This window comes from Paracoccus hibiscisoli (assembly GCF_005048265.1).
Lineage (GTDB): Bacteria > Pseudomonadota > Alphaproteobacteria > Rhodobacterales > Rhodobacteraceae > Paracoccus > Paracoccus hibiscisoli.
Genome location: NZ_SUNH01000019.1, coordinates 19,810 through 43,106 on the forward strand (window position 1 = coordinate 19,810; position 23,297 = coordinate 43,106).

Annotated in this window: 25 protein-coding genes; 15 read left to right on the forward strand and 10 right to left on the reverse strand. The window is 68.6% G+C overall.

The genetic code is table 11. From position 1 onward, the window contains the following. Nucleotides 1-11: 11 nt before the first annotated feature. Nucleotides 12-335, forward strand: coding sequence for a HesB/IscA family protein (locus FA740_RS13725; protein WP_136857341.1), 324 nt, complete (start codon nt 12-14; stop codon nt 333-335). A 46-nt stretch (nt 336-381) separates the two neighbouring features. Next, nucleotides 382-1,167: an exodeoxyribonuclease III gene (gene xth / locus FA740_RS13730; protein ID WP_136857342.1), complete on the forward strand. Its 786-nt coding sequence runs from the start codon at nt 382-384 to the stop codon at nt 1,165-1,167. 6 nt (nt 1,168-1,173) lie between these two features. Here xth and FA740_RS13735 read toward each other — a convergent pair whose 3' ends face one another. Then, nucleotides 1,174-2,061, reverse strand: a complete 888-nt coding sequence (locus tag FA740_RS13735; protein WP_136857343.1) for a cation diffusion facilitator family transporter — start codon at nt 2,059-2,061, stop codon at nt 1,174-1,176. A gap of 280 nt (nt 2,062-2,341) precedes the next feature. On the opposite strand from FA740_RS13735, the gene FA740_RS13740 reads away from it, so the two are divergent. After that, a complete protein-coding gene (locus FA740_RS13740; protein ID WP_136857344.1) occupies nt 2,342-3,499 on the forward strand; it encodes a BCCT family transporter in 1,158 nt (385 codons plus the stop codon). A gap of 43 nt (nt 3,500-3,542) precedes the next feature. On the opposite strand, the gene FA740_RS13745 is transcribed toward FA740_RS13740, so the two are convergent. Both FA740_RS13745 and FA740_RS13750 read right to left on the reverse strand, forming a co-directional pair. Beyond that, complete coding sequence (locus FA740_RS13745) at nt 3,543-3,872, reverse strand: hypothetical protein (RefSeq protein WP_136857345.1); 330 nt, start codon at nt 3,870-3,872, stop codon at nt 3,543-3,545. 130 nt (nt 3,873-4,002) lie between these two features. Further along, a complete protein-coding gene (locus FA740_RS13750; RefSeq protein WP_246053637.1) occupies nt 4,003-5,817 on the reverse strand; it encodes an extracellular solute-binding protein in 1,815 nt (604 codons plus the stop codon). Nucleotides 5,818-6,106: 289 nt separating this feature from the next. Between FA740_RS13750 and FA740_RS13755 the strand changes: the two genes are divergently transcribed. Beyond that, nucleotides 6,107-6,889: a 3-hydroxybutyrate dehydrogenase gene (locus FA740_RS13755; protein WP_136857347.1), complete on the forward strand. Its 783-nt coding sequence runs from the start codon at nt 6,107-6,109 to the stop codon at nt 6,887-6,889. Nucleotides 6,890-7,086: 197 nt separating this feature from the next. On the opposite strand, the gene FA740_RS13760 is transcribed toward FA740_RS13755, so the two are convergent. After that, nucleotides 7,087-7,467: a baeRF12 domain-containing protein gene (locus FA740_RS13760; RefSeq protein WP_136857348.1), complete on the reverse strand. Its 381-nt coding sequence runs from the start codon at nt 7,465-7,467 to the stop codon at nt 7,087-7,089. A gap of 54 nt (nt 7,468-7,521) precedes the next feature. After that, nucleotides 7,522-8,724, reverse strand: coding sequence for a pyridoxal phosphate-dependent aminotransferase (locus FA740_RS13765; RefSeq protein WP_136857349.1), 1,203 nt, complete (start codon nt 8,722-8,724; stop codon nt 7,522-7,524). 39 nt (nt 8,725-8,763) lie between these two features. Between FA740_RS13765 and FA740_RS13770 the strand changes: the two genes are divergently transcribed. From FA740_RS13770 to FA740_RS13780, 3 genes are all read left to right on the forward strand, one after another. After that, entirely contained in the window at nt 8,764-9,153 is a 390-nt protein-coding gene (locus tag FA740_RS13770) for a helix-turn-helix domain-containing protein (RefSeq protein WP_136857350.1), read from the forward strand. Then, nucleotides 9,146-9,454 (forward strand): succinate dehydrogenase assembly factor 2, encoded by a 309-nt coding sequence (locus tag FA740_RS13775; protein WP_246053638.1) that lies wholly within the window; start codon nt 9,146-9,148, stop codon nt 9,452-9,454. Before FA740_RS13770 ends, FA740_RS13775 begins: the two co-directional genes overlap by 8 nt. Nucleotides 9,455-9,631: 177 nt before the next feature. After that, nucleotides 9,632-10,087, forward strand: coding sequence for a MarR family winged helix-turn-helix transcriptional regulator (locus tag FA740_RS13780; protein ID WP_136857351.1), 456 nt, complete (start codon nt 9,632-9,634; stop codon nt 10,085-10,087). A gap of 45 nt (nt 10,088-10,132) precedes the next feature. On the opposite strand, the gene FA740_RS13785 is transcribed toward FA740_RS13780, so the two are convergent. Next, the gene (locus tag FA740_RS13785) at nt 10,133-10,561 is read right to left on the reverse strand and encodes a VOC family protein (RefSeq protein WP_136857352.1); all 429 of its coding nucleotides are present in this window, start codon (nt 10,559-10,561) and stop codon (nt 10,133-10,135) included. A gap of 136 nt (nt 10,562-10,697) precedes the next feature. Between FA740_RS13785 and thyX the strand changes: the two genes are divergently transcribed. The 3 genes from thyX (at nt 10,698) to FA740_RS13800 (ending at nt 12,312) form a co-directional block, all read left to right on the forward strand. Next, entirely contained in the window at nt 10,698-11,603 is a 906-nt protein-coding gene (gene thyX / locus FA740_RS13790) for an FAD-dependent thymidylate synthase (RefSeq protein ID WP_136857353.1), read from the forward strand. A gap of 177 nt (nt 11,604-11,780) precedes the next feature. Further along, a complete protein-coding gene (locus tag FA740_RS13795) occupies nt 11,781-11,993 on the forward strand; it encodes a hypothetical protein (protein ID WP_136857354.1) in 213 nt (70 codons plus the stop codon). Continuing rightward, on the forward strand, nt 11,956-12,312 hold the full coding sequence (locus FA740_RS13800; RefSeq protein WP_136857355.1) for an outer membrane protein: 357 nt from the start codon (nt 11,956-11,958) through the stop codon (nt 12,310-12,312). The genes FA740_RS13795 and FA740_RS13800 overlap by 38 nt, the downstream gene beginning before the upstream one ends. Here FA740_RS13800 and FA740_RS13805 read toward each other — a convergent pair. After that, nucleotides 12,309-12,992, reverse strand: coding sequence for a fumarylacetoacetate hydrolase family protein (locus tag FA740_RS13805; RefSeq protein WP_136857356.1), 684 nt, complete (start codon nt 12,990-12,992; stop codon nt 12,309-12,311). The genes FA740_RS13800 and FA740_RS13805 overlap by 4 nt on opposite strands. Further along, entirely contained in the window at nt 12,989-13,402 is a 414-nt protein-coding gene (locus tag FA740_RS13810; protein ID WP_136857357.1) for a VOC family protein, read from the reverse strand. The genes FA740_RS13805 and FA740_RS13810 overlap by 4 nt, the downstream gene beginning before the upstream one ends. A gap of 116 nt (nt 13,403-13,518) precedes the next feature. On the opposite strand from FA740_RS13810, the gene FA740_RS13815 reads away from it, so the two are divergent. The 4 genes from FA740_RS13815 to FA740_RS13830 are packed head-to-tail and all read left to right on the forward strand — an operon-like array spanning nt 13,519 to nt 18,186. Continuing rightward, nucleotides 13,519-15,018, forward strand: coding sequence for an ABC transporter substrate-binding protein (locus tag FA740_RS13815; RefSeq protein WP_136857358.1), 1,500 nt, complete (start codon nt 13,519-13,521; stop codon nt 15,016-15,018). Next, on the forward strand, nt 15,015-15,953 hold the full coding sequence (locus tag FA740_RS13820; RefSeq protein ID WP_246053640.1) for an ABC transporter permease: 939 nt from the start codon (nt 15,015-15,017) through the stop codon (nt 15,951-15,953). The genes FA740_RS13815 and FA740_RS13820 overlap by 4 nt, the downstream gene beginning before the upstream one ends. Next, nucleotides 15,950-16,774, forward strand: a complete 825-nt coding sequence (locus tag FA740_RS13825; protein ID WP_136857359.1) for an ABC transporter permease — start codon at nt 15,950-15,952, stop codon at nt 16,772-16,774. The genes FA740_RS13820 and FA740_RS13825 overlap by 4 nt, the downstream gene beginning before the upstream one ends. Beyond that, on the forward strand, nt 16,771-18,186 hold the full coding sequence (locus FA740_RS13830) for an ABC transporter ATP-binding protein (RefSeq protein ID WP_136857360.1): 1,416 nt from the start codon (nt 16,771-16,773) through the stop codon (nt 18,184-18,186). Before FA740_RS13825 ends, FA740_RS13830 begins: the two co-directional genes overlap by 4 nt. Before the next feature lie 3 nt (nt 18,187-18,189). Here FA740_RS13830 and FA740_RS13835 read toward each other — a convergent pair whose 3' ends face one another. Then, nucleotides 18,190-19,227 carry a zinc-dependent alcohol dehydrogenase family protein gene (locus tag FA740_RS13835; RefSeq protein WP_136857361.1) on the reverse strand — a complete coding sequence of 346 codons (1,038 nt, stop codon included), beginning with the start codon at nt 19,225-19,227 and terminating at the stop codon, nt 18,190-18,192. Nucleotides 19,228-19,365: 138 nt separating this feature from the next. On the opposite strand from FA740_RS13835, the gene FA740_RS13840 reads away from it, so the two are divergent. Then, nucleotides 19,366-19,839: an Lrp/AsnC family transcriptional regulator gene (locus FA740_RS13840; protein WP_136857362.1), complete on the forward strand. Its 474-nt coding sequence runs from the start codon at nt 19,366-19,368 to the stop codon at nt 19,837-19,839. A gap of 12 nt (nt 19,840-19,851) precedes the next feature. Here the strand turns inward: FA740_RS13840 and FA740_RS13845 are convergent, their stop codons facing one another. Then, on the reverse strand, nt 19,852-23,295 hold the full coding sequence (locus tag FA740_RS13845) for a hypothetical protein (protein ID WP_136857363.1): 3,444 nt from the start codon (nt 23,293-23,295) through the stop codon (nt 19,852-19,854). Between the last annotated feature and the right edge of the window lie 2 nt (nt 23,296-23,297).

Genomic DNA, 23,297 nt, shown 5'->3' on the forward strand with positions numbered 1-23,297 from the left:
GGGAACGCCCCATGAACCTGCCGCCCAAAGTGACCGACCGCGCCTTTGACCGCCTGTCCCAGATCAATGCGGGCAAGGAGCCGGCCTCCCTGCGCGTCGCCGTGCTGGGCGGGGGCTGTTCGGGGTTCCAGTATGACATCCGCCTGGACGCGCCCGAGCCCGACGACCTGATCCTGGAGAAATCCGGCCAGCGCGTCGTGGTGGACCCGGTGTCGCTGCCCTATCTGGCGGGGGCGGTGATCGATTTCACCGATGAGCTGATCGGCGCGCGTTTCGTGATCGAGAACCCGAACGCCACCGCCAGCTGTGGCTGCGGCACATCGTTCTCGATCTGACCGGAGCCGGTTGCCAATCGCTGTGGGGCCGCTAAAGATGCGGCCCATGAAAATCGCAAGCTTCAACATCAACGGCGTCAAGGCCCGCATCCAGGCGCTGACCGACTGGCTGGGCGCGACCGATGCCGATCTGGTCGTCCTGCAGGAAATCAAGTCGGTGGACGAGGGTTTCCCGCGCGAGCATTTCCAGGATCTGGGCTGGCAGGTCGAGACGCATGGCCAGAAGGGCTTCAACGGCGTCGCCATCCTGTCGCGCCTGCCGCTGGAGGACGTGACGCGCGGCCTGCCCGGCGACGATACGGATGAGCAGGCCCGCTATATCGAGGCGACAGTGGTGGGCACCCGCGCGGTGCGTATCGCCGGCCTCTATCTGCCCAACGGCAACCCGGCGCCTGGCCCCAAATACGACTACAAGCTGGCTTGGATGGAGCGGTTGCGCCACCGCGCCGCGGAATTGCTGGCGACCGAGATGCCGGTGGTGATGCTGGGCGATTACAACATCATCCCGCAGGCCCGTGACGCCGCCAACCCGCAGAACTGGACCGAGGATGCGCTGTTCCTGCCGCAAAGCCGGGCCGCGTTCCAGGCCATCGTCAACCAGGGCTGGACCGATGCGGTGCGCATCCGCGACCCTTGGGCCACGCGGGGACCGTTCACCTTCTGGGACTATCAGGCGGGGGCGTGGGACCGCGACAACGGCATCCGCATCGACCACCTGCTGCTGTCGCCGCAGGCGGCCGACCTGATGGTCGAGACCGGCGTCGACCGCGACGCCCGCGCCGGCGAAAAGCCAAGCGACCACGTCCCGGTCTGGGTGCGTCTGGCGGCCTGAGCGGCCTCAGATCACCAGCACGCCGGAATGCTTGGCCTTGTGCTCCGGTTCGACATGGATGGTGATCTGCGCGTCGGGCAGGCGGGCCTTGAGGCTGGCCTCGACCCGGTCGCAGATGTCATGGGCGTCCGACACGGTGGTCTGCCCGTCCACGACCAGGTGAAAATCGATGAAGGTGACCGCGCCCGCGTGACGCGTGCGCAGGTCATGCGCCTCCAGCGCGCCGCTGGCCTTGTCCGAGATGATCTCGCGGATGACGGCCAGGGTCTTTTCGGGCACCGCCTCGTCCAGCAGGCCGGACAGGGACGCCGTCATCACCTTCCACCCCGACCACAGGATGTTGACCCCGACCAGCATCGCCAGCGCCGGGTCCAGCACCGCCCAGCCCGTCGCCACCGCCAGCCCCACGCCCAGCAGCACCCCCGCGGACGAGATCACATCCGACAGCAGATGCTTGCCATCCGCCACCAGCGCGGGTGACCGCAGCCGCCGCCCCTGGCGGATCAGCACCCAGCACCAGACGGCGTTCAGCGCGCCCGCGCCCGCGTTGATCGCCATGCCCAGGCCCGCATCCTGAATCAGGCGGGGGTTCTGGAACGCATGCCAGGCCTCGCGCAGGATCAGCAGGGCCGCGACGATGATCAGCACCCCCTCCAGCACCGCGCTGAGGAATTCGGCCTTGTGATGGCCATAGGGATGGCCCTGATCGGCGGGCCGCTGCGCGACCTTGATCGCCACCAGCGCGGCCAGCGCGGTCGCCACGTTGACGATGCTTTCCAGCGCGTCCGACAGCAGGGCCACCGACCCGGTCAGCCGCCAGGCCAGCGTCTTGAGGCCCAGCACGACAAGGCCGACCACGATGCTTCCCAGGGCGATCTTCAGGCTGTTGGACATCACATGGGTCTCCGCTGCGTGTCCGGGCAGCATGTCGCAGATGCGCCCCCCGATCTCAAGCGGATGATGAACCGAAACGGCCCGCATGGGCGTTGCCGTGGCAGGACGGCGCGGATGGGGCGGTTTTTGATTGACCCGTCACTCAAGTTGGATCACACTTAGGCTATCAAAGCGAAATACTGGCCCCTGCGCCAATTAAAGCCGTCCCATCCGCCCTTTGCGGAGGGATCGCCTACGAATTACCTGAACCGATCGTTCAGGTTCCAAAGAAGGATTGCGCATGACGCCGATCATCACCGTCGCCTATCTCAGCGTGCTGGCCTGCGCGCTGTTCGTCCTGATCCGCTGGCCCCGCCTGCGGCTGCAGGGCGAAGAGCCCGTCGGCCTGTTCACCCTTATCGCCCTGCTGTTCACCGCCGGCCTGGACATGGGCCTGGTCATGCTGCCGCTGGCGGAGTTCCCCCTGTATGAGGAGGACCCGGCCTTCGGCTTCACCAACGCCCTGGCGGTCGAGTTCGGCATGTGGGGGCCCTTGGTCTGGCTGATGTATTTCGTCGCCACCTTCTATTTCATCGCGATCGAGCCGCGCCTGCAGCTGTTCCAGATTCCGGTCGTGAAATGGGTCTATAACCTGACCGTCATCGCGACCTGTTCGTTTACCTGCTATCTGTTCATGTCGAACCTGCCGACCTATGCGCCCGACCTGTCGCAGGGGGCGGTCTGGGGGCTGGTGGTGGTGGTGATCGCCACGGCGGTGATCTCCAGCGGGAACATGGCGGTGATGAAATGGCTGGCGATCCTGTCCAGCTATGGGTTCGGGATGCTGGCCTTTACCGCGCTGGCGATGATCGCCTTTGTCTATAGCCGGGTGGGGCTGCCGGATTTCTTTGCCAATCTGGGGCTGCTGGCCGATTACTTCCGCCACCTGCCGCGCTTTGCGACGCCGATCTCCGATTATCACGAATTCTACCTGTTCTGGTGGTTCGCCTGGTCGATCATGATCGGACAGTTCGTCGCGCGCTTCGTCGGCGGCATGCGGGTCTGGCAGCTGGCGGTGGCGATGGTGGCGCTGCCCGCCGTGCCCCTGGGTCTGTGGTTCAGCGTGCTGTTCGTCTATCATCAGGGGGGCGTGGTCATCCCCGATTGGCTGAACTGGTTCATGATCGGGGTGGGGGTGGTCTTTGTGATCAATTCACTGGACAGCTTGATCCGGCTCTATTCCGCCAATCTGGGCTGGTCCCGGGAGACATTGGGCGACCGTCGCTATTACCCGCTGCATTTCCTGCTGCAGCTGGCGCTAGTGGGGGCCTATGTCTTCACCCCCTTCGAGATCCAGTGGGTCGGGCTGGTCGTCGCGGCGCTGTACGGGGCGATCTATCTGTTGATGGCCCGCCATATCGCCAAGCTGGACCGCATCGGCGCGCCGGGCGCGGCCTGACGGACCCGCAGTCGCCCCGACCTTGGGGCGACTGCGGATCGGGTCACTCGTCCTTGTCGCTGTCGTCGCCGAAACGGGCGTCGTCGGAAAATTCGTCCTCGCCCTCGTTCACGAACTTGGACGACAGCGCGATCGAGTGGTTGTCATGAACCGGGTCCATGACGACATCCGACGGGATCTCTCCGACCAGCCACTCGCGCAGCTCCTCGCGGATCTCCTCGGGCTCCTGGCCGGTCACGTCGACCAGATAGGCCAGGAAGGCGCGCTGGTCGCCGTCGATCTCGTCCAGCTCCGACTCATCGGCCTCGGGCCATTTGTCCATGATCGCCTCGTAGAAGGCGGCCCAGTTGGCCTGCACATGGTGCCACTTCATCAATACCCTCCTGCCGGGATGGCACCCTGGAACCAGCGTGCCGCCCCTGAAATATCCTCGCCGACACCGGCGACGGTGTTGCATCCTGCCAAAAGTCCCATGGCCACCACTGTAACCCAAAAGATCCGCATCAGTTCGCCTCCTGCCACCAGGTTTCGGGCATAAAGCCCGGCCAGTCCCCGTAGATCGGGATCTGCGGGGGGTATGTCAAATCGGCCGCATGGGCCAGCCGTGAGATCGGCGAAAAACTGACCGGGATCACATGCCGCCCCGCCGTCAACACGCGGTCCAGCGCCTGGACGGCGGCGGTGAACGCCTCGGCGCTGTCGGCCTCGACCATCGCGTCGATCATCGCCTCGGCGGCGGGGCTGTCGATGCCCATCCAGTTGCGGCTGCCGGGGGTGGTCACCCCGTCGCGGCCCCAATACAGGCGCTGTTCGCTGCCCGGCGACAGCGACAACCCGCGTTCGTACCAGGTCATGTCGAACTGATAGTTGTTGGTGCGTTCGACATATTGCGCGGCATCCAGCAGCGTCACGCGCGGCGTGATCCCCAAGGGGCGCAGCGCCTCGACATAGATGTTCACGATCTGCTGGGTCTCGGAGCCGCTGCGCATCGCGGTGCCGTTCTGGTTCAGCAGGATCTCGAATGCGAAGGGCTGGCCGTCGGCATTGCGCAGCTGGCCCTCCTGGACCGTCCAGCCCGCCTGCGCCATCAGGTCCAGCGCCCGGCGTACGCCCGCGCGGTCCATCGACCGGTCCGACCCCTCGGGCAGGGCATAGCCCTCCAGCGCACCGGGGGGCAACTCGGCGGCAAAGGGCGCCAGCAGGTCTGCCACCGCGCCGGTGGCCGGGCCGTCGCCCATGCCCAGCACGGAATTGGAGAAATAGGACGTGATGCGCGGATCGGCCCCGCCATTCAGCGTCTGGTTGATGAAGGGAAAGTTGAACATCTCGATCATGGCCTGCCGCACCCGCCAGTCGGCAAAGATCGGGTTGCGGCTGTTCATCACCAGACCCATGATCCCCGAAGGGCGCTCGTTGGGGATCTCGGCCTTGACGACGCGGCCGCTTGTCACGGCGGGAAAATCGTATTCGCCCGCCCATCGCTGCGCCGACAGCTCGCGCCAGACGGTGACCTCTCCGGCCTTGAACGCCTCGAACATGGCGTTGGAATCGGCAAAGTAATCATAGCGGATCGTGTCGAAATTGTTCAGCCCGCGCATGACCGGCAGGTCGCGCGCCCAATGGTCGGGGTTGCGCCGAAAGCTGATCGAGCGTCCCGGATCGACCCGGTCCACCACATAGGGGCCGCTGCCGATGGGCGCCTCCAGGGTCGAATCGGTGAAATCCTGCCCCTCCCATTGCGCCTTCTTCAGGATCGGGCGCAGCGCCATCAGCAAGGGCAGCTCCCGGTCGGGCGCGACGAAGGTCAGGCGCAGGCTGTGCGGGCCTGTGGCCTCGATCCGCTCGACCCGCGACCAGGCGGTCAGAAAGCGCGGATGCCCCTGCGTGCCAAGCGTCTCATAGGACCAGATCACGTCCTCGACCGTGACCGGGCTGCCATCCGAGAACCGCGCCTCGGGGCGCAGGGTGAACGCGACCCAACTGCGGTCGGGCGCGATCTCGATCGACTCGGCCAGCAGGCCATAGAGGGTGAAGGGCTCGTCGATGGAGCGCGTCATCAGCGATTCGGTGACATGGACGCCCACCCCCCAGGCCGCGTTGCCCTTGAGCACCCAAGGCTTCAGGCTGTCGAATCCGCCCGGCTCGGCCAGCCGAATCGTGCCGCCCTTGGGCGCGTCGGGATTGGCATAGGGCAGGTGCGCGAACCCCTCAGGCAGGGCAGGTTCTCCATAGATTGCAATGCCATGGGCCGGTTCGGCAAGGGTTGCCAGCGGCATTGCTGCAACACCGCCCGACAGCGCCAGCAAGCCCGCGGCCATGGTCCTGATCGCGCATTTGTTAAGGTTTTCGAAGATTCGCATTGCCCGCCGCCCGATCGTTTCTTGTTTGCGCACATTATCAACAGGCTTGGCCGGGGTGCGTCAACCAAGCTGGCAGGATTGCTGTTGGACTCGGGCGGTTCCTCGCGTATAAATGACCTTACTGCTCGATAGGTTTCTTGCCTGTATGAAACCTGCCTCATAACTTGCGCCCGCCTTGTGCGGGCGTTTTTTTTTGCCCATGCTGCGCCTGCAAAAGCCGGTGCGCCGGCCAGTGAGGGAGCAGCCGATGTTCGAGAAATTCCTGAAGGGCAAGACCGCCGTGGTGACCGGGTCCAATTCCGGCATCGGGCTGGGCGTGGCCGAACGGCTGGCCCGCGCGGGTGCCGACGTGGTGCTGAACAGCTTTACCGACCGCGACGAGGATCACGCCCTGGCTGAAAAAATGGCGGCCGATCACGGCACCCGCGTCCGCTACATCGCCGCCGACATGTCCAAGGGCGATGCCTGCCGCGCGCTGATCGAACAGGCGGGGGCCTGCGATATTCTGGTGAATAACGCGGGCATCCAGCATGTCGCGGCCATCCCCGATTTCCCGGCCGAGAAATGGGACGCGATCATCGCGATCAACATGTCCTCGGCCTTTCACACCACGGCGGCGGCGCTGCCCCTGATGCGCAAGGCGGGATGGGGGCGGGTGATCAACATCGCCAGCGCCCACGGGCTGACGGCCAGCCCCTACAAATCCGCCTATGTCGCGGCCAAGCACGGCGTCGTCGGCCTGACCAAGGTCACCGGCCTGGAGACCGCGCGCGAGCCCATCACCGCCAATGCGATCTGCCCCGGCTATGTGCTGACCCCCCTGGTCGAGAGCCAGATCCCCGACACCATGGCGAAATACGACATGGGCCGCGATGAGGTGATCGAAAAGGTCCTGCTGGAACGCCAGCCCTCCAAGGAATTCGCCACCACCGACCAGCTGGGCGACACGGCCGTCTTTCTGTGCAGCGATGCGGCGGCGCAGATCACCGGCACCACCATCAGTGTCGATGGCGGCTGGACGGCACTTTGACGGGAACCCCCGGGCGCCCGGACCGTTGGCCCTCAACATAACGTGAGGAGATGACGATGAAGGGACTGATTGCCTGGTTCATGGGCGTTCCGGTGGTGGTGATCATCATTCTGTATCTGATCGGCATCTTTTGATGCAAAAAGACGCCCCGCGATCGCGGGGCGTCTTTCATTGTGGCTGACGCCAATTCGGCGCGGTCAGGACAGGCTGTTCTGGATCGCGGAAATGTCGGAATTGGTCAGGGTCTTGGCGACCTCCTTGCGCAGCCGCAGCTGCAGCTCCTTGTGGTAATGCTTGCGCATCACGCCAAGGGTCGAGGGGTCGGCGATGATCGCGATGTCATCGACCTTGTTCTTGAGGACCAGCGCATTCAGATGCTTGGCCAGCTGCACGGCAAAGCCTGCCTCCTCCTCGTCGCGGGGCGAGATCTCGTCCAGCTGGGCCACGGGGCCGGGCGTCAGGCTGTCGGGGGTCACCGTCTCGGTCTGGGACAGTTCCAGCCCCTGCTTGGCCGTGTTGCGGAAGAGGGTGGCGGAATGGCCGTCTGCGACGACGACCACGGTGTTGTGCGGCAGCATTGTCAGCTCCTTCTTGCGGTTGCTCGATAGGGGCTCAACGCAAGGTGGACGGGGTCAGTTGCACCCCTCGCAGAACCGGCGGATGCGCGCCACGGCATCCTCCAGCACCGAATCGGCGGTCGCATAGCTGATGCGGAAATGCGGGCTGAGGCCGAAGGCCGCGCCGAACACCACCGCGACCCCCTGTTCGTCCAGCAGCGCATTGGCGAAGGCCTCGTCACAGTCGATCAGCGTGCCGCCCGCGCTGGTGCGCCCGATCAGCCCGGCCATCGACGGATAGACATAGAACGCCCCCTGCGGCACCGGGCAGTCCAGACCGGGGCAGCCGTTCAGCCCCGCCACGACCAGATCGCGGCGCCGCTGGAACACCGCGCGGCTGTCGCGGATGTAATCCTGGGGTCCGGTCAGTGCGGCCTCGGCGGCGTATTGGCTGACCGAGCAGGGGTTCGAGGTCGATTGCGACTGCAGCTTGGCCATGGCCTTGATCAACGGCTCGGGTGCCGCGCCGTATCCGATGCGCCAGCCGGTCATGGCATAGGATTTGCTGACCCCATTCATGGTCAGCACCCGGTCCTTCAGGCGCGGCTCGACCTGGGCGGGGGTGCAGAATTCGAACCCGTCAAAGACCAGATGCTCATAGATGTCGTCGGCCAGCACCCAGACCTGGGGATGGCGCAGCAGCACGTCGCACAGCGCCTGCATCTGCGCACGGTCGTATCCCGCCCCCGACGGGTTGGATGGTGAATTCAGGATCAGCCATTTGGTGCGCGGCGTGATCGCGTCCTCCAGCGCCTCGGGGGTCAGGCGGAACCCGGCCTCCTGACGGCATTCGACCACCACGGGGCGGCCACCCGCCAGCAGCACCATGTCGGGATAGCTGACCCAATAGGGTGCGGGCACGATCACCTCGTCGCCGTCGTCCAGCGTGGCCATCAGCGCGTTGAACAGGATCTGCTTGCCGCCGGTGCCCACGGTGATCTGCGCGGGGCTATAGTCCAGCCCGTTCTCGCGTGCGAATTTCGCGGCGATCGCGCGTTTCAGCGACGGCGTGCCGTCCACCGCGGTATAGCGGGTGTGGCCCGCGTCGATGGCCGCCTTGGCCGCATCGCGTACATGCAGCGGTGTGTCGAAATCCGGCTCTCCGGCCGAGAGGCTGATGATGTCGCGCCCCTGCGCGCCCAGCTCCGCCGCGCGGGTGGACATCGCGATGGTGGGCGAGGGTTTGATGCGGGCCAGCCGGTCCGAGATGAACGCCATGAGACACCTTGCTGCTGTCGGTTTGAACTGTCGGCCCGCATGGCATACGCTGCGGCCACCCGCCTCACAAGCAAGAGAGACGCGATGGACAGCTATGCCGAACCCGTGGCCACCCTGGGCGACCGCCTGACCGCCGCCCGTGAGGGGGCCGGCCTGGACATTCCCGCCATGGCCGACGCCTTGGGCCTGCGCCCCGAGACCCTGGAGGGATGGGAGGTCGATCAGGCCGAACCCACCGCCAGCCTGATGGGACGGATCGCCACGCTGACCGGGGTTTCGGCGGTTTGGCTGTTGACGGGGCAGGGCGCGGGGCCGAAAGACGACACCACGGGGGCGGCGATGCGCGCCGAGCTGGCCGAGCTGCGGCGCCTGCTGGCCGAGGCCGCCGCCCGCGTTGACCGTCTGGAGGAGGCATTGTCGCATGGCTGAGACCCTGGAAACCCCGGCGAACCGGCTCAAGCGCCTGCACATGCGCAGCTGGCGGCGCGGCATGAAGGAGATGGACCTGATCCTGGGCTATTTCGCTGATGAATGCCTGGCGGATCTGTCCGCGGCCGATCTGGACCTCTATGAGCGGATGCTGGCCGAGAACGACCAGGATCTGTACCTGTGGGTCACCGCGCGAATCGGAGAGGGCGACGGCCCCGATCGGGGCGCGCCGGACCTGCTGGCGGCGATGCTGGATCGCGTGGCGGCCCATGCCGCAGGCAGATTCGCGCAAGGTCGCTAAAACTTTCGGAAATTACGGCGCGGAATGTCGCGTGAATTAACTGACGATTGTCTTTTGTCTGTCATCCATGGGGTCATGACGAACAGGACAGGACAACCCAAACCCATGCTTGCCCCTGCACCCCGCGATCAGCGCCCGATCCTTGATGCCTCGTCGCTTGACACCGGTCTGTCGGACATGACCGACGCCTACCTGGAATCCCTGCAACTGCTGGAGCGGATGCACCGGCTGATGCTGGACTTGGTCAAGGATGAGTTCGAACGCCTGCACCGCGGCGACCTGACGCCCGTGCAGGCGATGATCCTCTATAATCTGGGAGAGGCGGAGGTCTCGGCCGGAGAGCTGCGCTCGCGCGGCATGTATCAGGGCTCGAATGTCAGCTATAATCTGAAGAAGCTGGTCGCAATGGGCTATGTCCATCACGAACGCTGCGACATGGACCGCCGCTCGGTCCGGGTGCGTCTGACCGCCGAGGGACAGGCGGTGCGCGGCATGGTCCGGCAGCTGTTCATGCGCCACGCCGAAGGTCTGGCCATGTCCGGTGTCCTGGAGGACCCGCCGCTGGACCAGGTGAACCTGCAGTGCCGCCGGATCGAGCGGTTCTGGACCGAGCAGATCCGTTACATCTACTGAATTGAACCCGGCCCTGCGGGGCCGGGTGTGCCTGTTCCCGGCGCCTTACCAGCTGCCCGTATTCTCCATGCTGGCCCAGGGCTCCTGCGGGGGCAGGTGGTCGCCCTCCTGCAACAGTTCGATGGAGATGTTGTCGGGGCTGCGCACGAAGGCCATGTGACCGTCGCGCGGGGGGCGGTTGATCGTCACGCCGGCGTCCTGCAGCCGCTGGCACATCTCGTAGATGTTGCCGACGCGGTAGGCCAAGTGGCCGAAGTGGCGGCTGTCCGAGGGCAGGCCGTCGTCGCCGTCCCAGTTGTAGGTCAACTCGACCGGGCATTCCGGCTGGCCCGGAGGGGCCATGAAGACCAGGCTGAAGCGGCCCTTGTCATTGTCGATGCGGCGCGTCTCCTCCAGGCCCAGCAGGCGGAAGAAGGCCATCGTCTTGTCCAGGTCCTTTACGCGGACCATCGTGTGCAGATAGCGGATGTTCATGGGATCTCCTGTTCTTGCGGGCAGAGGCTGGCATGTCTGCGCGCAGGCTTCAACGCGGTCCTGTCTGAGTGGTTGCCGCAGCCCCCGTCTTGACTTAGGACGAGGGCCACCGCGACCGCCCAAGAGGACCTCCGCCATGCCCATCACGCCCGACCAGCAGGCCGAGATCGACAGCCTGCGCGCGACGCCCCGTCAGACCCTGCGCGCCGTGTCCGAGGGCATGGAGAACCACCTGTATGTCGCGCATCCGGTGCTGGATCACGGGCTGGTGCGGGTCGTCGACTATATGGGCGACGATGCCGCGATCTGCCAGGCGGCGCGGGTCAGCTACGGCACCGGCACCAAGTCGGTTCAGAATGACGAGGGCCTGATCCGCTATCTGATGCGGCACTGGCACTCGACCCCATTCGAGATGTGCGAGGTCAAGTTCCACATCAAGCTGCCGGTCTTTGTCGCGCGCCAGTGGATCCGCCACCGCACGGCCAACGTGAACGAATATTCGGCCCGCTATTCCATCCTGGACCGCGAGTTCTACATCCCGGCGCCCGAGCATCTGGCCGCGCAGTCGCAGCAGAACAACCAGGGCCGAGGCGCGGTGCTGCAGGGCGAGGAGGCGCAGCGCGTGCTGGACCTGCTGCGCGAGGACGCGATGCGCAGCTATGACAATTACGAGGCGATGCTGTCCCAGGACGGCCAGCAGGGCCTGGCGCGGGAGCTGGCGCGGATGAACCTGCCCGCCAACATCTATACCCAGTGGTACTGGAAGGTCGACCTGCACAACCTGCTGCATTTCCTGCGCCTGCGCGCCGACAGCCACGCCCAGTTCGAGATCCGCGCCTATGCCGACATCATGTGCGATATCACCCGCGACTGGGTGCCGGCGGCCTTTGGCGCCTTCAGCGACTATCGGATGAATGCCGTCAGCCTGTCCGCACAGGGGGCCGCTGCCCTGAAGCGCCGCCTTGCCGGCGAGGTGGTCACACAGGAGAATTCAGGAATGGGCGCACGGGAATGGCGCGAATTCGAACAGGTCTGGGGCTAGGGTCCGCGCCCGGCCGACCCTCCCACAGGAATTCGTGACCGGTTCTGCAACCGGCAGTGGCGAATCGATCCATGCCTCGGCAGGATCGCCGGACGCGTCCCGATGCGGGCCGCGTCTTTTCTTGTCACAAGGATGCCTGCTTTGCCCCTGATCCGCCCCTGTCTGCTTGCTGCCGTGATGACCGTCCTCGCCGCCGGGGGTCCGCTGTCCGCGCAGCAGATCGGGTTGCCCGATGGCGACTGGAGCGGGCTTCGTCTGGGCGCGCAGGTCGGGCGGGGCGATCTGGGCGCGCAGGTCTTTGGCCGGGATATCGATCTGGGCCGAATCGACGGTCTGGGCCTGCATGCGGGCTATGGCCGCGACCTGGGGCGGCCCGTCCTGGGGGGCTGAACTGGCGGTCGATCGCATCACGGTGGACGATCTGGACGACAGTGGTGTTCTGGTCCGGCTGCGGGCCCGTCTGGGCGCCGATCTGGGGCGGGTGCAGCACTATCTGTCGGCAGGCATGGCGCGGCTGACGGCGGATGCGCTGTCGGAAACGGTGCCGGTCTTTGGGGCAGGGCTGGATGTTGCGGTGACCCCGCGCGTGACCGTCGGGCTGGATTACAGCCGCATGGATATCGACGAGGCGCTGGAGGATCGGCTGGGCGGGCGCGGCGTGCCGGTGGACGCGGACCTGATGCAGATCCGCGCCGCCTGGCGGTTCTAGGTGATGCGCGTGCGGATGGGGGTCAGGCCCTCGATCCGCACGGTCACGATGTCGCCGCGTTGCAGGGCGCCGACGCCTGCCGGGGTGCCGGTATAGATCAGGTCGCCCGCCTCCAGCCGGACCAGCCGCGACAGATGCGCGATGATGTCGGCCACGGGCCAGATCATCTGCGACAGGTCGCTGTCCTGGCGGGGGGTGCCGTTGACCTCGACCAGCAGGCGGCCCTGCGTCAGGGGGCCGTCGGCGCGGTGGATCGGGCCGCAGACCGCCGAGCCGTCGAACCCCTTGGCCATGTCCCAGGGGCGGCCCATGCGCTTGGCCTCGGCCTGCAGGTCGCGGCGGGTCAGGTCATTGCCGACCGCATGACCCCAGATCAGCGCACCCGCATCGGCGGCCTGCAGGTCGCGGCCGCCTGCGCCCAGGGCCACGACCAGCTCTCCCTCGAAATGCAGATCCTGGGTGGCAGGGGGGTAGGGCAGGTCGGCATCGCCCGTCAGCACGGCATCGGCGGGTTTGGTGAAGAAGAACGGCGGTTCCCGGTCGGGGTCGTGGCCCATCTCTCGGGCGTGGTCGGCATAGTTGCGCCCCACGCAAAAGATGCGCCGGACCGCGAATCGATCGTCCGATCCGTGGACGGGCGCGGTGGGCAGGGGCGGGGCGGGCAGGACCAGGCCGCTCATGCCGCGAACAGCCCGTCGAAATCGGCGAATCCCTTGACCTCGATCGGGTTGCCCGACGGGTCGAAGAAGAACATCGTCCGCTGCTCTCCGGGCTGGCCCTCAAAACGGATCTGCGGCGGGATGTCGAAGGCCACGCCATGCGCGGCCAGCCGCTCCGCCAGCGCGCGCCAGTCGGCCAGCGGCAGCACCACGCCCAGATGCGGCATCATCACCATGTGATCGCCGACCTTGCCGGTCCGCGTGGTGGAAAAGGGTGTGCCCAGATGCAGGGACAGCTGATGGCCGAAAAAGTCGAAATCGACCCAGGTCGGGGCTGACCGGCCCTCGGTACAGCCTAGGACATCGCCGTAAAAGCGACGCGCCGCGTCCAGATCGGTGACGTGGATGGCAAGGTGGAACAGGGATCGCATGGGGTTCTCCGGTCTGGCTGCGGGGGCAGTCATGCACATCCTGCAATCGCGCCGCAAGGTGGTTGCGGTCCTATTCGTGTAATGTAATAGCATTACAAAAATCTGTGAGGACCGCGATGCGCCCCTTTCTGACCCTGACCCTCGCCACCCTGTTCGCCAGCCCCGCTTTGGCCACCGAAGGCGTGCTGGATGTCGTCGCCCCGTTCGAGATCAAGGGCGCCGACCCCTCGACCTCGGGCAACATCATGATCAAGATGGAGCTTGCCGAGACGCTGGTGAATGCCGACCCCGACGGTCGCCTGACGTCCGGCCTCGCGACGGAATGGCAGGTGGCCGATGACGGGCTGTCTTGGCTGTTCCGCCTGCGACCGGGCGTCACCTTTCACGACGGCACGCCGCTGACCGCCCAGGCCGTGGCCGATGCGCTGGCCCATGCGCGGGCCAAGCCCGGCCTGCTGGACACCGCCCCCATCACCGCCATCGCCCCCGAAGGCGAGGATCTGCGCATCACGCTGTCGCAGCCCTTCGCGCCGCTGCCCGCGTTCCTGTCGGAATACCGCGCGCTGATCTATGCGCCCGCCGCTTATGACGCCCAGGGCAACGCCACGCAGGTGATCGGCACCGGCCCCTATCGCCTGACCCGCATGCAGGAGCCGCTGCGCTTGGAGGCCGAACGCTTTGACGGCTATTGGGGCCAGCCCGCGCGCATCGCCCAGGTCACCTATCAGGCCGTGGGCCGGGCCGAGACCCGCGCCCTGCTGGCCGAAAGCGGGGATGCCGATTACGTCTTCAACCTGGACCCGGCATCGGTCGCGCGCCTGTCGGGCGTGGCGGGGGTCGAGGTGCTGTCGGTGCCGGTGCCCCGCTCTCTGCTGGTCAAGGTGAATGCGGGCCACCCGGCGCTGTCGGACCCGCAGGCGCGCCGCGCGCTGTCGCTGGCCATCGACCGGCAGGGGCTGGCGCAGGCGATCCTGCGCTATCCGACGGGGGCGGATCAGCTGTTCCCGCCCTCGGTCGCCGATTGGCATGTGGAGGGGTTGGAGCCCCTGGCCCATGACCCCGAGGCCGCGCGCGCGATCCTGGCCGATCTGGGCTGGCAGCCCGGCCCGGACGGCATCCTGACGCGCGACGGGGAACGGTTCGCGCTGACCCTGACCACCTATCCCGACCGCCCCGAACTGCCGCTGTCGGCGGCGGTGATCCAGCAGATGCTGGCCCAGATCGGGGTCGAGGTGACCATCGATTCCACCAATTCCAGCGAGATCCCCGTCCGCCATGCCGACGGCACGCTGGATCTGGCGCTGCTGGCGCGCAATTTCGCGCTGGTGCCTGACCCGATCGGCACGATCCTGACCGATTACGCGCCGGGCGGCGATTGGGGCGCGATGGGTTGGCAGAATGACGCCTTCACCGCCCTGATCCGCGATCTGGCGGCGGGGCAGGGCGGGCAGGATCAGCGCGATCAGGCCATGGCGATGCTGCAGGCCGATCTGCCGGTCATTCCCGTCGCCTGGTATCAGCAGACCGCCGCGGTCAGCACTGGCGTCAGCGGTGCGGTCATCGACCCGTTCGAACGGACCATCGGCCTGTCGCAGATGGATTGGGTGCAGCCGTGATCTGGCGCGCGCTTGGATACCGGGCCGCGCAGGCGGGGGTGGTGGCGTTCCTGGTGGGGGTGCTGACCTTTCTGATGATGCAGGCGCTGCCGGGCGATATGGCGTTCCGCATCGCGGCGGGGCGATACGGCTATGACATGGTGACGGCCGATGCCGCCGCCGCCGTCCGGGCCGAGCTGGGGCTGGACCGTCCTGCCTGGGCGGCCTTCATGGTCTGGCTGGGCGATCTGGGGCGGCTGGATCTGGGCGTCTCGGTCATCTCGGGGCGGCCGGTCTGGGACGAGATCCGCCACCAGATGGGCGCCAGCCTGCATCTGGCGGGGGCGGCGCTGCTGCTGTCGGCGCTGATCGGGCCGCCTCTGGGCATCCTGGCCGGGCTGCGCGCCGGGGGCTGGCTGGACCGGGGGCTGCTGGTCCTGTCATCGGGGCTGCGGGCGGTGCCGCAATTCCTGATGGGGCTGATCCTGATCGTGCTGGTCTCAATCCAGCTGAGCTGGTTGCCTGCGGCGGGGCACGGGCGGGCGGAACACATCATCCTGCCCGCGCTGACCCTGGCCCTGGGGCTGGCGGCGGTGTCGGCGCGCATGGCGCGGGACGCCATGGCGGGGGTGGCCGCGCGGCCCTTCTATGCCTTCGGCCGCTGGAAGGGCCTGTCCGAGGGCCAGATGCTGCGCCGCCACGGGCTGCGCAACATCGGCGTGGCCATGGTGACCTTTCTGTCGCTGCAATTCGTGATGCTGGTCGAGGGGGTCGTGGTCGTCGAATCGATCTTTGGCTGGCCCGGCATCGGGCACGCGCTGGTCCATGCGATCTTCGGGCGCGACGTGCCGATGGTGCAGGGCACGGCGCTGCTGCTGGGGCTGGGCTTTGTCGCGCTGAACGCGCTGACCGACCTGCTGACCCGCCTGATCGACCCGAGGGAGATCCGCGCATGAGCCTGTCCGACGCCACCCTGACGCCCCCCGCCGCCCGCGGGCCCACCCCCGCGCAATGGGCCGGGGGCGCGATCCTGCTGCTGGTGCTGGGCTTTGCCTGGGGCGCGCCGCTGCTGGTGCCTGCCGATCCGCTGCGCCAGGACCTGATGCGGGGGCTGGCCGGGCCGGATGCGGCGGCGCCCCTGGGCTATGACCATCTGGGCCGGTCGCTGATGGCGCGGCTGGCGGCGGCGCTGCGGCTGTCGCTGTCCATCGCGGGGGTCGCGGTGCTGCTGGCGGGGGTGCTGGGCACCGGGCTGGGGGTTCTGGCCGCCTGGCGCGGGGGGTGGGTTGACCGGGCGCTGGTCCTGCTGGCCGACAGCGTGCTGGCGCTGCCCGGCCTGCTGATGGTGCTGATCATCGGCGTGATCATCTCGAACACGCCCCTGGCCTTTGCCATCGGCCTGACCCTGGTCCTGTGGATCGAGTTCTTTCGCCTGACCCGCGCCACCGCCGCCCGCCTGCTGGCCGCGCCCGGGGTCCAGGCCAGCCGCCTGCTGGGCTTTGGTCCGGGCTATGTCTTCCGTCGCCATCTGTGGCCCGATCTGGCGCCGATGCTGCTGACCGTGGCGGCCTTTGGCGCGGCGACGGCGATCATGCTGATCGCGGCCCTGGGCTTCGTTAGCGTGGGCATCCGCGCCCCGCGCCCCGAGCTGGGCCAGATGATGGTCGAGCTGCTGCCCTATTACCGCGAGGCGCCCATGGCGCTGTTCCTGCCGGTGATCGCCATCTTTCTGACCATCCTGGCCCTGAACCTGCTTGCCCAAGGACGCCGCCCATGACGCCATTGCTGAGTGCCACCGACATCGTGGTCCAGGCCGCGGGCCAGATGCTGGTCCATCCCGCGACGCTGGTCCTGCATCCCGGCCGCCCCCTGACCATCCTGGGAGAGACCGGATCGGGGAAAAGCCTGCTGGCCCAGGCCCTGATCGGCACGCTGCCGCAGGGGCTGACCGCGCGGGGCCGGGTGACCATCGGGGACCGGGTGCTGGACGCCGCGGACCCCGCGTCGTTCCGCCCGCTCTGGGGTCGGACCCTGGGCGTACTGCCGCAGGAACCCTGGCTGTCGCTGGACCCGCTGATGCCCGCCCGCGATCAGGTGGCCGAGGGGCATGCCCTGGTCCGTGGCCTGTCCCGCGTTCAGGCGCGGACGGCCGCCGTGCGCGATCTGGATGGGCTGGGTCTGGGCCGCGCGGGCGGCCTGCGCCCCGATCAGCTGTCGGGCGGCATGGCGCAGCGCGCGGCCTTTGCCGCCGCGCGGGCGGGCGGCGCGCGCATCATCATCGCGGATGAGCCGACCAAGGGCCTGGATGCCCATCGCCGCGACGAGATCTGCGCCCTGCTGCTGAAGGGCGCGGCGGATGGCGGGGGGCTGCTGACGATCACCCATGATCTGGCGCTGGCGCGCGCGCTTGGCGGCGATCTGATGGTGGTCCGCCAGGGCCGGGTGGTCGAACAGGGGCCGACCGCGCAGGTGCTGGCCGCCCCCGACAGCGACTATACCCGCGCGCTGATCGCCGCCGACCCGGCCAGTTGGCCGCGCCAGGCTCCGCGTCCGGCACAGGGCGCCCCGGTCCTGCGGGCCGAGGTGCTGTCCGCCGCGCGCGGCGGGCGGGTGCTGTTTCGCGACCTGGACCTCAGCGTCCATCTGGGCGAGGTTCTGGGCATCACCGGCCCAAGCGGCTGCGGCAAGTCCACGTTGGGCGACACGCTGCTGGGTCTGGCGTGGGCCGAGGCGGGCCGCGTCCAGCGGGCGCAGGGCATCGCGCCGGTCCGCTTTCAAAAGCTGTATCAGGACCCGCCAAGCGCCTTTCCGCGCGCCGTGACCCTGGGCCGCGCGCTGGACGATCTGGTGGCGCTGCACCGGCTGGACGGGGCGCGCATCGCGCCGCTGCTGGACCGGATGCGCCTGTCGCCTGGCCTGCTGACGCGCCGCCCCGACGCCGTCTCGGGCGGAGAGCTGCAGCGTCTGGCCCTGCTGCGGGTGCTGCTGTTGGACCCGGTGTTCCTGTTCGCGGACGAGCCGACCTCACGGCTGGACCTGATCACCCAGGCCCAGGTGACGCGCCTGATGATCGACATCGCGCATCAGGCGGGCATGGCCCTGCTGATCGTCAGCCACGACGCGCATCTGATCGCGCGCAGCTGCGACCGCGTGATCGCGCTGGACGGTCCGCTGGCGCAGGCCGCCTGACGCTCAGAACCGCGTGATGACCGTCGCGCCGACGGAGCGGAACCGGTCCATGGCCATCAGCGCGGCGGGCGCATCAGCCAGCGCGATCCGGTCGCCCACCAGCCGCGCGGGGTCCAGCCTGCCGCTGGCGACCATGTCCAGCATCGCGCCGTATCGATGCGCCTGCATCCCGTGCGATCCCAGGATCTCGATCTCCTGCCCGACGATGCGGGGCATGGGGATGGCGGGGGCGGCGTGTTCGCCCAGCATCAGGCCGACCTGGATGTGCTTGCCCCGTGGCCGCAGGCACAGGATCGAATTGGTCATCGTCACCGGATGGCCAAGCGCATCCAGAGAGACATGCGCGCCCCCGCGCGTGATGTCGCGGATCGCCCCGGGGATGTCCGCCTCGCGCCCGTCGACGACCGCCACCGCGCCGAAATCGCGCGCCAGGGCCAGCTTGGCCGGGTCCAGATCCACGCCGATCACATTGGCCCCCGCGGCCGCCGCGATCATCACCGCCGACAACCCCACGCCGCCGCAGCCATGCACGGCCAGCCACTGGCCCGCGCTGACGCGGCCCTGGTCGATCACCGCCCGGAACGACGTCGCAAAGCGGCAGCCCAGGCTGGCGGCGGTGGCGAAATCCATGCCATGCGGCAGGGCCACCAGGTTCAGGTCGGCCTGATGGATGGCTACATAGTCCGCGAACGACCCCCAATGGGTGAAGCCCGGCTGCTGCTGATGCAGGCAGACCTGCTGATGGCCCGCGCGGCATTCGCCGCAATCGCCGCAGCCGCAGATGAACGGCACGGTGACCGCGTCGCCGACTTTCCAACGGGTCACGTCGCGGCCCACGGCCTCGACCACGCCGGCCAGTTCATGGCCGGGCACATGGGGCAGGGTGATGTCGCCGTCATGGCCCATCCAGCCGTGCCAGTCGCTGCGACAGACCCCCGTCGCCGCGACCCGCAGCACCACCCCATGCGGCAGCGGCGTGGGATCGGGCAGGGTCACGACCTTTGGGGTTTCGCGGAACTGTTCGAACAGCACGGCCTTCATGGCGGGCACCTTTCCTTGGCATCGGGTCGCGGGCATCATGCCGTATTTCGGCGAAAGACCTTTGCCAATCCCGCGCAGTTGCGCATAATCCGGGGCAGATCGCCCGCATTCACGCGGCTTTAGGAGAGGTTCCTGCCCTTGACCCAGATCGATGCCGTCGGCGCGCAGATCCTGACCCTGCTGCAGGAGGACGGGCGCATGAGCAACGCCAGGCTGGCCGAGCATCTGGGCATGAGCGAGACCCCCTGCTGGCGCCGCCTGAAACGGCTGGAGGAGGCGGGGGTGATCGAGGGCTATCAGGCCGTCCTGAACCGCCGCAAGCTGGGCCTGGGGGTGATGGCCTTTGTCCAGCTGCGCTGTTCGGAGCATGACCAGGCGGCCATGGCCGAGTTCCAGCGCATCGTCCAGACGACGCCCAACATCCTGGCCTGCCACAACACCACCGGGGCGGATGATTTCCTGCTGATCGTGGTGGCGCGCGATCTGGACGATTACAGCCGTTTTGTCGACAGCACGCTGCGCCGCCTGCCGGGCGTGACCAGCATCCGGTCGAACCTGTCGCTGAAGGAGATGAAGGCCTCGAACCGGCTGCCCGTCACGCCGGGCCGGTAAGGGGCCGCGCCCTCAGCCGACCGTCACCTCGGCCGGGGGGGCGTTGCGGCCCAGGGGGTCGGTCAGCACCACCCGATAGGTCGTGGACAGGGGCGCGAACCCGTCCGGCGCGGTTTCCGGAATGCGCAGCGGCAGGGTGACCACCGCGCCTTCGGACAGCAGCGTGGCGGGCTGACCCGGCTCGGATCGCAGCACCTGCCAGCGCCAGCGCCCCATCGCCGTGGGCGCCAGCCCCAGACGGTGGTCGATCTCCAGCATCACGCCCTGGCGCCCGCCCGGAACGGCAGTCCCGGTCAGCGTCACCATGGGCGCGTCGTCGATGCTGACCGGAACCGCGTTCAGTCCCGCGGGGTCTGACGGCGCGCTGAACATCCCCGGCACCGACGATCCCGATTCCGGCGCCCCCTGGGCCAGCGCGAACCAGCGATACCCCGCATAGGGCGACAGCCGCGCATCGGGGGCGATGGTCGCGGTGCCGATGTCGCGGAACACCACCGTGCGGCGCGGCTGGTCGGGGTCGGCGGCGGGCAGGGTCTGCATCGCCACCAGCGGCGCCGACAGCGGGTCGACCGGACCGCCCCGCGTGCGATGCAGGCGCAGCCTGTGGGGCGGGGTGACGCCCGGTTCCAGCGTCACGGTGACCTCGGCCACCAGGGCCGCGCCGCGGTCGCCCGGCCCCGGCGGCACCATGCGCACCGACACGGCGGGCCGGGGCGGCGGGTCGGAATTCGGCACGCCATAGAACACCATGTCCAGCCCCGACAGGTCGGGCCGCGCGCCGCTGTCGGGGTCCTCTGTCGCGATGCGATAGGCGTTCAGCACCCGGCTGGCCCCTGAAACCGCGTGCCGGAACCGCCGCTGGCCCGGCGCGGGGTCGTCGATGACACCGGCCAACCGCTCGAACAGGCGGTCGGGGAACAGGTGCTGGACCCCGCGCAGCAGGCCGGCGCGGGCGGCGCGGTCGTCCTCGGCCTGGATCTGCGCGGCCAGCGCTGCATGGCCATTCGCGGCCAGCCAGCTGACCAGCCGCACCTCGTCGGTGTAGAAGACCGCGTGGCTTGTGCGCGGTGGCGCGCTCCAGCGCCGCTCGATCCAGGCCAGCCCCGTCGCATCGGGCCGCGCGCTGTAGAGCAGGACATCCGCCACCGGCATCTGCAGTGGCGGGCGCGGATCGGTCATCGCCAGGCGCAGCGGCGCCGACCGGAGCGATTCCTGGCCGCCCATGTCGTGCCAGACCGCCTCGATGACGGCACGCCGCCGTTCGGTCGGCGCCAGCACCGGCCCCCGGATCTGCGCGGGCAAGGCGCGCGGGCGCGGATCGCTGCCAGAAGGCGGCGGGCCGTAATCCTGCGCATTGGCCACCGGCACCACGACCGGCGGCATGTTGATGCTGTCGGTCGGATCGTCCACGCCGTGATGGCTGACATGCAGCGTCACATGCCGCAGCGGATGGGACGCAGGCGCCAGGCTGTCCGGTTCCGGCAGGGGCACGAACAGGTGCAGCACCCCGCCCATGGTGGCCGCATCAGTCCGGTCGGGCGGCACATAGCTGCCCTGGACCACCGGGACCGGCGGCAGGGGCCGCTTGCCCGGCGCGGCATCGGCCGATGCCGGTTCCGACCATCGGCCAAAGCGGTCCTGCTGCGCGACCGAGTGGCGCGCCGCGCCCGCATCGGCGCGGCGGTCGGCGATACGGCCCTGATGGGGCGGGGTGTCCGCCGGAATCAGCCCGTCATCGACGCCCGGCAGCCCCAGCACCATCGGCCTGTGCCAGTCCGATCCGGCGACCCGCGGGTTCAACAGGCGCACGGGTCCCGTCGGCGGTTGCTGGCGGTGAAAGGCCAGCGTTGCGCCGGGCAGGACGCCCCGCAGCAGGCATTCGACCTCGCGCAAGGCGGCAGTCGGCGGGGCGGGCATCCAGGCGCGGTGCAGCGGCTCCAGCATCCCGACCGGGGGCGGGGGCAGGGGCGGCGCGCCGCGATCGACCGCGGCCACGGCCTCCAGCATCAGATAGTCGCCGCCGGGTTCCAGACGCCCCTGCAGGCTGCGCCTTTCGGCCTGCAGCAGGTTGCCCGCCAGCTTGCTCAGCGTGTTGAACACGCGGTCGGGGTCCAGATCGGCGGTGCCCCGCGGCAGGTTCGGCAACACGAATTCCAGCCCGCTGTCGCGCAGATCCTCGTCCTTCGCGCCCAGAGAGCGGGGGTGGCGAAAGAACGCCACGACCCGATAGAGGTCCAGCCCCCGCACCCCCTGGCGCGCGCCGTCCATCCCCTTGTAGCCCAGCCAGGCCGCGACCCCGGGGTCCAGCGTCGATTGCAGCACCTGCGCCAGGTGCCCCAAACTGACCGAACTGTCATCGCCCGGATCGTCGGACAGCCTGCGATCCGTGGCATCGGTCAGCGGGTGCTGGGCCGCGGCCTGCAGGGGCGGCTGCGGCCCGTCGATCAGCGCGCCCAGATCGGCCAGCAGCGGGTCACCAAGACGTCGCACGCGGTCGCGTTCGCGGGTTGCGGTGAATGGAGGGGCCGATGCGGGCGACAGGGGGGCCGGGACCTCGTGCAGGGGGGTGCGGCGGGGGGCCTGGGCCGCGACCTTGTCGGCGGCGCGGGCCGGGGCGTCGGTGACCGACAGATAGCGCATGCCGGACAGGCGCGGCAGGTGCAACAGGTCGATCGTGTCCCACCGGAACCCGTCCAGGTCCTGGGCGGCCAGCCAGGACAGCTCGGTCACGGTGCCGTCGCCGGTCAGGGTCAGCTGCGCGATGCCCGGCGCCGCGGCGGCATAGGGTGCCGCGCGCCGTTCCGCCAGCAGGGCCGGGTCCCCGCCGATGCTGCCGCCATAGGCGCGCATGCGGATCGGGCCGCCGGTGCTGGCCGGTTCGGCCTTGGCGTCGTCGCCCTCACGCGCGCCCAGCAGCGCGGCCAGGCGGTCGCGGTCCAGCAGGGGGGCTGCCGGGTCGGGGCGCAGCAGCCCCCCCGCGATCGCGTCGCGCAGCCGTATCATGGGCCCGTCGCGCAGCATCGCGACGCTGCCCGGCAGGCGGTTCAGCGCGGTGGTCGCGCTGATCGGGGCGATCATCGGCTGACGGGGGGCATCGTCGCGAGGCGTGTCGCGGGGCTTTTCGGTCGCGGGGGGCAGGACGGCGATGCCGACCCAGATGCAGGTGACCGTGCCGGTCTGCGGGATCAGCGCGCGGACGGTCTGGCCCTTGGTCAGGCGGATCGGCAGGGTCAGGACCTGATCGTCCTGGTCCAGGAACACCGCATCGCGGCGGGGGGCAAAGCCCTCGGGCAGGCGGTCCAGGTTCGCGCGCTGCAGGACCATCGGCCCGACCGGCAGGCCCAGCAGCGGGTGATGCGCCACGCGCAGGTGGTTGCCGGGGCGCAGATGCGGCTCGCCCGCATGACCCGGCATCCCGGACAGGTTCAGCAGGACGGGCGAGACGGGTTGCGTCATGA

Bases quoted from the DNA above. Each gene is read 5' to 3' on its own strand.
- FA740_RS13725 (WP_136857341.1), top strand. From the start codon at position 12: ATGAACCTGCCGCCCAAAGTGACCGACCGCGCCTTTGACCGCCTGTCC.
- xth (WP_136857342.1), top strand. From the start codon at position 382: ATGAAAATCGCAAGCTTCAACATCAACGGCGTCAAGGCCCGCATCCAG.
- FA740_RS13735 (WP_136857343.1), bottom strand. From the start codon at position 2,061: ATGTCCAACAGCCTGAAGATCGCCCTGGGAAGCATCGTGGTCGGCCTT.
- FA740_RS13740 (WP_136857344.1), top strand. From the start codon at position 2,342: ATGACGCCGATCATCACCGTCGCCTATCTCAGCGTGCTGGCCTGCGCG.
- FA740_RS13745 (WP_136857345.1), bottom strand. From the start codon at position 3,872: ATGAAGTGGCACCATGTGCAGGCCAACTGGGCCGCCTTCTACGAGGCG.
- FA740_RS13750 (WP_246053637.1), bottom strand. From the start codon at position 5,817: ATGGCCGCGGGCTTGCTGGCGCTGTCGGGCGGTGTTGCAGCAATGCCG.
- FA740_RS13755 (WP_136857347.1), top strand. From the start codon at position 6,107: ATGTTCGAGAAATTCCTGAAGGGCAAGACCGCCGTGGTGACCGGGTCC.
- FA740_RS13760 (WP_136857348.1), bottom strand. From the start codon at position 7,467: ATGCTGCCGCACAACACCGTGGTCGTCGTCGCAGACGGCCATTCCGCC.
- FA740_RS13765 (WP_136857349.1), bottom strand. From the start codon at position 8,724: ATGGCGTTCATCTCGGACCGGCTGGCCCGCATCAAACCCTCGCCCACC.
- FA740_RS13770 (WP_136857350.1), top strand. From the start codon at position 8,764: ATGGCATACGCTGCGGCCACCCGCCTCACAAGCAAGAGAGACGCGATG.
- FA740_RS13775 (WP_246053638.1), top strand. From the start codon at position 9,146: ATGGCTGAGACCCTGGAAACCCCGGCGAACCGGCTCAAGCGCCTGCAC.
- FA740_RS13780 (WP_136857351.1), top strand. From the start codon at position 9,632: ATGACCGACGCCTACCTGGAATCCCTGCAACTGCTGGAGCGGATGCAC.
- FA740_RS13785 (WP_136857352.1), bottom strand. From the start codon at position 10,561: ATGAACATCCGCTATCTGCACACGATGGTCCGCGTAAAGGACCTGGAC.
- thyX (WP_136857353.1), top strand. From the start codon at position 10,698: ATGCCCATCACGCCCGACCAGCAGGCCGAGATCGACAGCCTGCGCGCG.
- FA740_RS13795 (WP_136857354.1), top strand. From the start codon at position 11,781: ATGACCGTCCTCGCCGCCGGGGGTCCGCTGTCCGCGCAGCAGATCGGG.
- FA740_RS13800 (WP_136857355.1), top strand. From the start codon at position 11,956: ATGGCCGCGACCTGGGGCGGCCCGTCCTGGGGGGCTGAACTGGCGGTC.
- FA740_RS13805 (WP_136857356.1), bottom strand. From the start codon at position 12,992: ATGAGCGGCCTGGTCCTGCCCGCCCCGCCCCTGCCCACCGCGCCCGTC.
- FA740_RS13810 (WP_136857357.1), bottom strand. From the start codon at position 13,402: ATGCGATCCCTGTTCCACCTTGCCATCCACGTCACCGATCTGGACGCG.
- FA740_RS13815 (WP_136857358.1), top strand. From the start codon at position 13,519: ATGCGCCCCTTTCTGACCCTGACCCTCGCCACCCTGTTCGCCAGCCCC.
- FA740_RS13825 (WP_136857359.1), top strand. From the start codon at position 15,950: ATGAGCCTGTCCGACGCCACCCTGACGCCCCCCGCCGCCCGCGGGCCC.
- FA740_RS13830 (WP_136857360.1), top strand. From the start codon at position 16,771: ATGACGCCATTGCTGAGTGCCACCGACATCGTGGTCCAGGCCGCGGGC.
- FA740_RS13835 (WP_136857361.1), bottom strand. From the start codon at position 19,227: ATGAAGGCCGTGCTGTTCGAACAGTTCCGCGAAACCCCAAAGGTCGTG.
- FA740_RS13845 (WP_136857363.1), bottom strand. From the start codon at position 23,295: ATGACGCAACCCGTCTCGCCCGTCCTGCTGAACCTGTCCGGGATGCCG.